This is a genomic window from Acinetobacter sp. YH12219 (assembly GCF_013417875.1).
GTDB classification, from domain to species: domain Bacteria; phylum Pseudomonadota; class Gammaproteobacteria; order Pseudomonadales; family Moraxellaceae; genus Acinetobacter; species Acinetobacter amyesii.
The window spans coordinates 1-9,231 of the sequence record NZ_VPDC01000040.1; the positions used below are offsets into that span (position 1 = coordinate 1).

At 34.9% G+C, this 9,231-nt stretch carries 10 protein-coding genes, 1 tRNA gene and 1 pseudogene; 7 read left to right on the forward strand and 5 right to left on the reverse strand.

Translation table 11 applies throughout. From position 1 onward, the window contains the following. The first annotated feature begins 29 nt into the window (after positions 1-29). Positions 30-317: a BrnT family toxin gene (locus FTV04_RS15975; protein ID WP_000438825.1), complete on the forward strand. Its 288-nt coding sequence runs from the start codon at positions 30-32 to the stop codon at positions 315-317. After that, complete coding sequence (locus FTV04_RS15980; RefSeq protein WP_180090358.1) at positions 304-618, forward strand: BrnA antitoxin family protein; 315 nt, start codon at positions 304-306, stop codon at positions 616-618. The genes FTV04_RS15975 and FTV04_RS15980 overlap by 14 nt, the downstream gene beginning before the upstream one ends. A 142-nt stretch (positions 619-760) precedes the next feature. Here FTV04_RS15980 and FTV04_RS15985 read toward each other — a convergent pair. Next, positions 761-836: transfer RNA gene (locus FTV04_RS15985), tRNA-Gly, on the reverse strand. Between the two features lie 160 nt (positions 837-996). Between FTV04_RS15985 and FTV04_RS15990 the strand changes: the two genes are divergently transcribed. After that, on the forward strand, positions 997-1,704 hold the full coding sequence (locus FTV04_RS15990; protein ID WP_151985094.1) for an HNH endonuclease: 708 nt from the start codon (positions 997-999) through the stop codon (positions 1,702-1,704). Here the strand turns inward: FTV04_RS15990 and FTV04_RS15995 are convergent. The 3 genes from FTV04_RS15995 to FTV04_RS16005 form a co-directional block, all read right to left on the reverse strand. After that, positions 1,643-2,554 carry a DNA adenine methylase gene (locus FTV04_RS15995; protein ID WP_180090360.1) on the reverse strand — a complete coding sequence of 304 codons (912 nt, stop codon included), beginning with the start codon at positions 2,552-2,554 and terminating at the stop codon, positions 1,643-1,645. The genes FTV04_RS15990 and FTV04_RS15995 overlap by 62 nt on opposite strands. Continuing rightward, positions 2,554-2,823, reverse strand: coding sequence for a hypothetical protein (locus FTV04_RS16000; RefSeq protein WP_151985098.1), 270 nt, complete (start codon positions 2,821-2,823; stop codon positions 2,554-2,556). The genes FTV04_RS15995 and FTV04_RS16000 overlap by 1 nt, the downstream gene beginning before the upstream one ends. A 155-nt stretch (positions 2,824-2,978) precedes the next feature. Further along, positions 2,979-4,052, reverse strand: a complete 1,074-nt coding sequence (locus FTV04_RS16005; RefSeq protein ID WP_252725879.1) for a hypothetical protein — start codon at positions 4,050-4,052, stop codon at positions 2,979-2,981. A gap of 753 nt (positions 4,053-4,805) precedes the next feature. Between FTV04_RS16005 and FTV04_RS16010 the strand changes: the two genes are divergently transcribed. Continuing rightward, positions 4,806-4,949: a hypothetical protein gene (locus FTV04_RS16010; RefSeq protein ID WP_168379852.1), complete on the forward strand. Its 144-nt coding sequence runs from the start codon at positions 4,806-4,808 to the stop codon at positions 4,947-4,949. A gap of 1,176 nt (positions 4,950-6,125) precedes the next feature. Here FTV04_RS16010 and FTV04_RS16015 read toward each other — a convergent pair. Continuing rightward, positions 6,126-6,332, reverse strand: a complete 207-nt coding sequence (locus tag FTV04_RS16015) for a hypothetical protein (protein ID WP_180090362.1) — start codon at positions 6,330-6,332, stop codon at positions 6,126-6,128. Positions 6,333-7,106: 774 nt separating this feature from the next. On the opposite strand from FTV04_RS16015, the gene FTV04_RS16020 reads away from it, so the two are divergent. The 3 genes and pseudogenes from FTV04_RS16020 to FTV04_RS16030 form a co-directional block, all read left to right on the forward strand. Continuing rightward, positions 7,107-8,045: a replication initiation protein gene (locus FTV04_RS16020; protein ID WP_218944951.1), complete on the forward strand. Its 939-nt coding sequence runs from the start codon at positions 7,107-7,109 to the stop codon at positions 8,043-8,045. A 223-nt stretch (positions 8,046-8,268) separates the two neighbouring features. Next, positions 8,269-8,898, forward strand: a complete 630-nt coding sequence (locus tag FTV04_RS16025; RefSeq protein WP_078194520.1) for a hypothetical protein — start codon at positions 8,269-8,271, stop codon at positions 8,896-8,898. A gap of 243 nt (positions 8,899-9,141) precedes the next feature. Beyond that, positions 9,142-9,231 (forward strand): annotated as a pseudogene (locus tag FTV04_RS16030) (BrnT family toxin); the annotation flags it as partial.

Below are 9,231 nucleotides of genomic sequence, written 5' to 3' on the forward strand. Positions count from 1 at the left end.
TATTGTATATACAAATTTGAATGTTTTTTATGGAACAGTATTTTGAATGGGATGAGGCTAAGAATCGAAAGAATCAGAAAAAGCATGATATCTCTTTCGAAACTGCAAGCCTTGTTTTTGAAGATCCATTACGGATTTCAATCCAAGATAGACATACCGATGGTGAAGAACGTTGGCAAACCATTGGACGAGTTAAAGGCGTACTAATGTTATTGGTGGCTCACACCATTTTTGATGAAGATGACTGTGAAATCATACGAATCATTAGTGCAAGGCAAGTCACTAAAGCGGAGCGAAACAAATATGAGCATGGTTAGATACTCACGCAAAGAGCTGAATGAGAAATTTGGTGAGAAGCAAGATGCTGAAATTCAACGCTTGCTTGCTAAAGGCACTGTTCCTGATGATCAGCTAGATCTATCAGATATTCCTGAAATTACAGACTGGAGCAATGCTGTACGCCATAATCAGTTCTACCGTCCAGTGAAGCAACAGACTTCCATTCGTTTAGATGCTGATGTACTTGCATGGTTTAAATCTCAAGGCAAAGGTTATCAAACACGAATGAATGAAATTCTACGGGATGCTATGCTCAAAGAATTAAAAAATCATCAATAAAAATGGGAGCTTATGCTCCCATTTTTAGATTCGTATAACGTGTATTATGTTAATTTTAGAAATATTAATTAATGGAATGAGAGGTCAATTCCATTAATTAATAAAAAAGCCTCAGTCAAAAACTGAGGCTTTTTTTATATTCTGGAGCGGGAAAGGAGACTCGAACTCCCGACCCCAACCTTGGCAAGGTTATGCTCTACCAACTGAGCTATTCCCGCAATATTTTCATATTATAAGGACTATGTAAGATATAGATCAAACTTATAGAATGCTATTTAATTGTTTTTTGAAAAAAAACTAGAGAAAAAAACTTATTTGTAGGAAAAATACTCATATCCATGAAAAGATAGCGTTTTTAAAAAATGGATTCATATTTTAATGACTTCAATAGATCCAAGAATTCTAGCTCACGCACAGAAAATTACTGCTAAACGTGCAAAAACAGTCATTGAGCATATTATTAAATATGGTTCAATTTCCACAGAAGAGCTAAAAAATATATATGGCTATGACCACCCTCCTAGAGCAGCACGTGATGTTCGTGAGCAAGGTATTCCTCTCGAAACCATCAAGGTCATGGGTTCCAATGGCAGAAGTATAGGAGCTTATATCTTCGGCAATCCAGATGATATTCAAGATAATAAACTAGGTGGAAGAGTTATCTTTTCAAAGGCATTTAAACAAAAATTAATAGACAAATATGGTTCAAAATGTGCCATAACATTAGAAAGCTATGATTCTAAATATCTACAGATTGACCATAGAATACCGTATGAAGTGGCTGGTGAAACATCAGGAACAGAACGTTCTCCTGAACATTTTATGTTGCTCAGTGCTTCTGCTCAAAGACAAAAATCTTGGGAATGTGAACACTGTACGAATTTGCTAGTTAATCGAGACTTAAATACTTGTAAAACTTGCTATTGGGCATATCCTGAAGAATATACCCATGTAGCATTAAGGCATGAAAAAAGAGTAGATTTAGTTTTTCAAGGGGAAAAGGAAGTTCGAAAGTTAGAAGAAATTACACAACAAGCTCAAGCTGAGGGTTTGACATTGAAAGAGTTTTTGATACGTGGTCATTAAAATTAGATTTATCTAAAAATGCTTCTGATAGATAAAGAGACTCTAAAGTTATCGAATCACCTCCTAACAATGTAGATTGTGTAGATCTTCCTGCATTTAATAATAATTTTTTCATTTTTAAATGCTCTGGAAGATCTTTTCCATAACTTTTATCACCACATACCCCATCAAAACTAACCATATAAGGTATTTGTCTTTTATTCAGATCTTCAAAGGTTGCTATTAACTCATCTAAATCTAATAAGTGAGCATATCTAGGATTTGCCTTGTTGCTTGTACCTTGCCAAGGAGGATCCATATAAACTAAATCGCTAGGTAAAGCATCTTTTATAATTTCAGAAAAATCACCTTTTCTAATTTCAGTCTTATGTTTTAAAAGTTCTGAAGCTTTTAAAATTTCTTTAGTCATTTTATCTGGATTAGTTCCTAAACGTCTTTTATCCATTCCCTGATTAAACTCACCTGAGCTATTAAATCTAACAGCATTCTTTACACATCTTGCAGCTAAATATAGAAAAAGGCATGGGTCATGTGATTCATTAAATTGGCTTCGGATATCATAGTAATACCCTGTTGGATCATCTAACTGATTGTTCCAAATAGATGTATATTTTTGGCTTATTGCAATAGGATCATTGATAATTAATTCCCATAAATCAGAAATTACTTCCAACTTATCACCGAATATATATTTTTCAGCCAGTGCTATATTGGCTGCTGCAATGGTGATTGCTGCGGATCCAGCAAATGGCTCATATAACGTATTTATCTTAAAATCAACAAGATCTAAAATTTGATTTGCTAGTTTTCTTTTACTACCTTGATAGGGTAAAACATGAGGAACTTTCATTATTTAGATTCCTCGTTTAGTTTATATAAAAGTTGTTTATTTTCTTGTCTGATAATAAATAGGGTAGATAGCTTTAAAATTTCTCTTTTTTTCTCCCTTCTATAAATTATTGAATAAAAAGATTTAATAGGATTTTTCCCTGTTAATTTAGTAGGTTCTTTTTCTTTTATCATTTTTACTAATTCGGTAGATAACAAACCATTAGGATGATTTTTTAGTATATCTACAGCAGTATTTTCAATAATACTAGGTTTAGAAAAAGAGAACATAAAAGAGCTACTCATTAGAACAAGGCATGCTATTGTAAACATTATGGGCATGCTATTGTCAATAGCATGCCCAAATTTAACATAAAACCTCTTATACGAAATTTGCATGTTAGAACCTATTCAAAGTCCGTATTTAATAGCTTCTCTTAGCGGATTTACTCATCTTCAAGCACCTGTAAGTAAAGCTCATCTGCTTTTTGGATAATCAATCCGCTATTTTTATGCTGTTCCTTCATCTCGTTTATATAAGCTTTAAGGGGGAAATGGTCAAAAGTGCGATGATATTCCCTTATAATTTCTAAAGGCACTTCTATACCATCCTCATCAAATATAGATCGGCGAAATTTATACTCTTGGAGTGTATCAGCATAGGTCGGCAATCGTGGCAGATAAGTCAAATGTGGTGGAGCAATTTCCATCTGCATCCATGTTTTCTGCTTCTTAGACCTGTACTTTAAAAAACGCTGTGCAAAATGGATGATCTGCCCTGCTTGGGAACGGCTTGCTTTGAAAACAGACCATGTTTCCACCATCAGGAATAGATTTTTAATGTCGGCTCGGTTCTTCTCTGCTAGAGAGCTATTTTTTTGACTAGCCAATTTATTAATAGAATCAGTAAATTTAGTTTTAATTTTTTCAATACTTTGCTTTGTATATCGCCAAGTCCACGTATAAGCCCTTACTCGGTCTTTGTAATCTTTTTCATCACCCAAGATGAGCTGTTTATAAGTCTTATGCGTATCTCTGAAAAGCTCCATAGTCACTAGGGCAGTGGGTTTGACAGCAATCGGATTTTTTAAGACAAATTGTTTTGGCTCATTATCTTTGAAGTAATCTGAGATCAAGGTCTTTTCTGCTGAGATTGAATCGAGATCCCACTTAAAGCCTTTGTACTTCTCTTTTAGTTTCTCGATTTTTAAACGCTCCGATTCTTTGGCAAGCTTATTAATCTCGATACCGTTGAAAGTATTGAAATCTCTACTTGTAGGCGTAGTGAATAAGCAATACAGAAACCATTTATTTTCATTAAAAACATCTCTTTGCACGATCATCGTGCAAATCGGATGACCCTTTTCTAGGCGGTAAGAACGCTGTCTTGGTGAAATCCCCAATTCATAACGCTCTGTCATCTTCTCCAAGACGGATTCAATAGATTTTTTAGAACTGTCGTACTCAAAGCCGAAATAAAAATACGCACCATTAGCAACATGATCGGCAAGCCGTTGCATCGTAAATTTTGTATGTGGACTAAAAATTATCATCCAAAATATTTCCAATAATTGTTATCAAGGGTTAATTCACAAAATACGCTGTTTTTTGATCAAAAACTAGCATTGTAATCGAGTAAAAGGATTTTTGATTTTAAGCTGTTTTTTGCTTTTTCCATAGCGAAGCTATGGTGAACTTGCGAAGCAAGTTTTAAGGACTTCTAGACGGTATTTGTAAGAGGGTAATAAGTAGTTCCATGCAAACGCACCTAGACAGCATATTTTTTGTGCATTATGATTTTTTCATCAGTTGTGAAGTGTGTCTGACCAACGCACCTAAAAGACCTTTGACCGTTTTTTAGTGTGCCGTTAGGCACACTAAAAATTTTGATTTTCAACAGCTCACAGTGGAAAGGTTGACAGCCTGAAAACTGCTTGACGAAGCGGACTGCCATTTAACTGTGGCTCGGTACGTTTTGATGAGGGCTGATGAGGGGTGGCAATTTATTGCCTACCCTCAAATTCTACTCAATCCACTTCATAGTTGTTTTGGTTCTTGAAGTTGGGCGACAAGGAAACGGAATCACAGAATCAATGGAAACATTGAGAATGTTGGCGTTAGGAAGTTAAGTTAGAGCTATTGGCTAAGAATTCCTAACTAGGCTGAAAGGGCCGAAATCCTGCTTTTGAAGAAATAGTGAGTGAAATCCAATGATGGAGAGTAGCGTTAATAACTACCGTTCTTCGCTGATTTGAAAGGGATTGGCGAGGTGCGTGGCACACACGATGGCTTCTGCGGTATTCGAGAGGATACAGGCGATCAAGGTGAAAGCTGGCGAGAGTGGCACTTTTTGGTCGAGTGGTGAATTTGTCGTGACGACATTCCACTTTGGCTTTAAAGGTCGATGTATAGCTTAAACGTGTAAAAGCTGAGAAGTAAAATTTTCAGCCATGCTGCAAAGTAAGTGCTTTACTCACGGTGATTCTTTTTTTATCTAGTTGTAGATATTGATACCAAGGTATCGAGCCTGCGTAATACATATTTTGGAACTGCGTATGTAAAAGCAAGGAAAAGGGCAAGAAAGAGAGTGAATAAGCGTACTGCTTGTTAAGACTTCAATTGATAACTTGGGACGCACTTTTATGTCATTAGGTTTTGTCACCTAGGTTTTTGAATAACTGATTTTTAGTTATCGGCATAGATGTGTTGGAGCGATCTTTAGTAGCGCATATAAGGTAGATTTTTACCGAAATTGTACTGTAATTATTCGGAATAAGTTGTTGTTTTTATTTGTAAAATAGATAGTGATCTATAATTACAGATAAATTTAATGATGAATATGAATTTTCTTTTGAGTTGTTTTATCAAAAGTTGGTTAAAAAACCATAGCTACCGTTGTCAGAAATGGCTTGTTAAGGGAATCGTGGTTTTGCGAAAAAGTGATGTTGAGGCTACAGGGGACTGTAGTTGAGTGTGTTACTTCTTGCATGGTAACAGTGCTTGAAGGCTGTGGATTTAATGCCACAGGGAAATCAAAAAGGTTAAATGGGGATTGGTCTCCCCTGCTGTTCGAGTTGGTCGCTCGGACTAAACTAAACTTCTGAAGACATTGTTTTTCGAGGTTGTTATCCACCATAGGATAAATATTTTCTGATTTTATGAATAAATTCAGCGTTTTAAAGTTTGGTGTTGGTTGGTTGGCAATCAGCACTTCGACAAAATTTTACGGTGCATACGTTATAAGCAATTTAAACCCCCTCGGATTTTCTTAACCAACAGAAAGTCTTAACGAGGTGGGTTGCTTTAAGAGGAATTTTATGAATAAACGGTTGATAGACTTTAAAACTGATAATCGGATAAAGCGCCCTATTTTCACTGTCTTGCCCATCAAATTTGGACATGATGAAGCAACCAAAAGAGTTGTCACGCATACGGCTAGGCGTGTGATCAAGCACCATAAAGCAGAATTGCAAAACTTGGCTTACAGGTGATGTCTTAAAATCGCACCATTTGCGTTTTAAGGCACTTTGAATCAAAACCTATAGGTAGGCATAGGATAAACCATTAAAACACCAAATACAGCAAACCATGCTCTATAAACTAACATCTCTTGGTGTATCTTGCTCACGATCTACCATAAAATTTTCTAAACCTGTTGGGTCATCGTAGTTTTTAAAAAAATCTTGCCAAGTTACTTCACAAAAGACACCACGTTCATTGAGTTTGAAATATTTGAAAGGCTGATCAAAGTTCTTCATCGAGAGAGAAACTAAATCCTCGAATTTTTTATCTTTGCTCATGTCAGATCTCCTTTAGCGAGTGTCTACGAGCGACACACTGAAAAGTTGCGCCTAGACTCCCCGAAAAACCGCTTTTAAAAATAACCTGCTTCAACTTGGTATTTCATCACATGCTGATCTTTGCGCCTAGACCGAGCGCAGCGAGCATAAAAAAACTTATGAGCGAAGCGAATCCATAGTTGCTTCTGCTTTTAGAATTTACAAACAATATTAACCAAAAAACTGCCCCTCAGACCGAGCAAAGCGAGGTCAAAATGTCACGAGCTTTAGCGAGTGCCATAGGGCAGTTTTTCACTCCCCTGCTCCTTTTTATTCTTTTAATAAGCTTTTAAATACTTTTAGACACCACTCAAAGCCACGTATAGCAAAGCTTTTGGAAGTTAAAAAAGTACTTTTGTCTGAATTAGAAAGTACTTTTGTCTGAAAATTAGCGGTTAAAAAAGTACTTTTGTCTGAATTAGAAAGTACTTTTGTCTGAATTTAAAGTACAATATATATAACGTACTTTAATTGCATTTTATTAAGAAGTAAAAATTTCTAAAACAAATTTTGAACAGTAAACCATTGTTAAGCATTTCATCTAAATTAAGGTACAACAAATACAACGTACCTTAATTGCATTTTATTAAAAAAAAGTACAAATTTCTGAATCAATTTTTGAGCAGTAAACCATTGTTAAATCCGCAATATGTAGGTGCTGTTATAGACATTGTGGTTTTATGTGGTTATTATCAAGTACACTATAGATAACGTACTATTATAACTTGTGATTTTATGGAACATAAAAAAACTTATCCTCCTTCGTGGGTTGTGATGCAGAACAACATCTCAGAATGCTTTAAAAGTATGAATATCGATGAAAAACGCTTGTTAATTCTTGCTAGTCCGATTGCACGTACACAAGCGATTACAGAAAAGGATGCCATTTTCATAACGGTGGACGATTTTGCAAAAGAGTGTGGGATACAAACACGGTCAGCATATGTGCAACTAGAAGCAGCAAGCAAAGCATTAATTAAACGCTATTTTTCTTATAGAAATGAAAAAGGAAAAAAGGTTTTATCTAATTGGGTTATCGACTGCACATATGAAAATGGGGGGATTTCTATCCGCTTTCCCGATATCGTTCTACTAATGCTTACGCAGTTTGATAAATTGAATCCATATACCAAATATAAAAAAAATATCGTGCTTAATTTGAAGAAGGATTACTCTTTTGATATTTATCATCTAGCTAAAAAATATCAAGCAATGGGGCAATTTATTATGTCCTTAGAAGATCTAAACCAAGAATTGGGATTGCCTACTTCATACCAAGACCTAAGCAACCTAAAAAAACGGGTGATTGTCCCATCACTAACAGAGATCACAACAAGTACAGATATCGATCTCTGCTATGAGAATGTAAAGCAAGGGCGGTCTGTTGTTGGCTTTAAGTTCACAGTTAAAGAGAAGCCAAAGCCGAATGTAATCGAAACAGGGCGAGATCCGAACACACTCGATATGTTCTGCAAAATGTCTGATAGCCAAATCAGTACATACAGCTCGATTTTATCAAATGTACACAGCATCAGTGACCTTGCAGGCAATAAGGATTATCAAGCATTTGCAGTATGGATTTCGAATATTTTACGAGATCCAAAATCGGTTCGTGAGGAAACAGCGAAACGTATTTTTAAGGCTCTGCGAACTGAAACAGATTTTAAAGGCTGAATTGCTAAGGGCATTATTCAACTGAGCTAATCAAAGTCGTGAAACATTGCTTAATAAGTAAGCGTGGAACGTGACAAATCATTAAAAAAGCCCATTCGAGGGGGAATGGGCTTTTTAATAGTATATAAGAAATTGATTTTTAAAGGAATAAAAAGAGCATTTCGTATAAGGTGTATTATGTTAATTTTAGAAAATCTTAAGATAATTATTAATGAGTGGCTTAATGAATAAAGAAATTTCTGTATTACTGCATGACGTTCCTACTCATGCAGATTACGCATGTGATGCAACAGATTTAGATCCAGAAGATATTCCTGAAGATCGTATAGAACAAGTCATAAATTTATTAAATTCTTCTGATGAAAATATTGTATTTGAGGCAGCAAAACTTCTGACTAATTGGGGACAATCCTCTGGTTTTGATGCATTAGTAAATTTATTAAATGAAAATAAATTAGTTGGTTATATAGATCATCGTTTACATGGTTATGATGATACACTTCAGCATGTACTTAGAGCTTTTGTTCGTTATTGGGCATTCCAAGCTGATCTAGGATTTGGTGAACAGGCTAGAATAAAAATATTTCATCCTATACAAAAGATTATAGAAATATCTAATACAGAACCATTTGATATTAGTCGCTTATTTTGGTTAATTGATGATGAAAAATACGATGAATATATTCCTTTAATTAAAAACCATTTAATCCAAATAATAGATCATCCTGAATTACAATTTTGGAAAATCCATGATGCTATTGAACTGATGCTGAAATTAGAGCCTGAGTTTGTTCATAATTTATTAGAAGAAAAAGGCAAAACATTGGAAGACTTTAAAATTAACACTTTATAAAGTTATACATTTAACATAATGGCGGTTATACGCAATACACTTGTATATTAACATAAATATCAGATACTTAATAAAACCAGAAAAACCCCAAAATGCCCCAAAAGCCGACTTTGAAACAAGTCGGCTTTTTTATGAGCAGTTTTGGAATGTTTTGCCAATAAATTTGACTAAAAATTACGCTTCTCAACTTGAGAGATACAATTTTATGATACATTATTGTATATACAAATTTGAATGTTTTTTATGGAACAGTATTTTGAATGGGATGAGGCTAAGAATCGAAAGAATCAGAAAAAGCATGATATCTCTTTCGAAACTGCAAGCCTTGTTTTT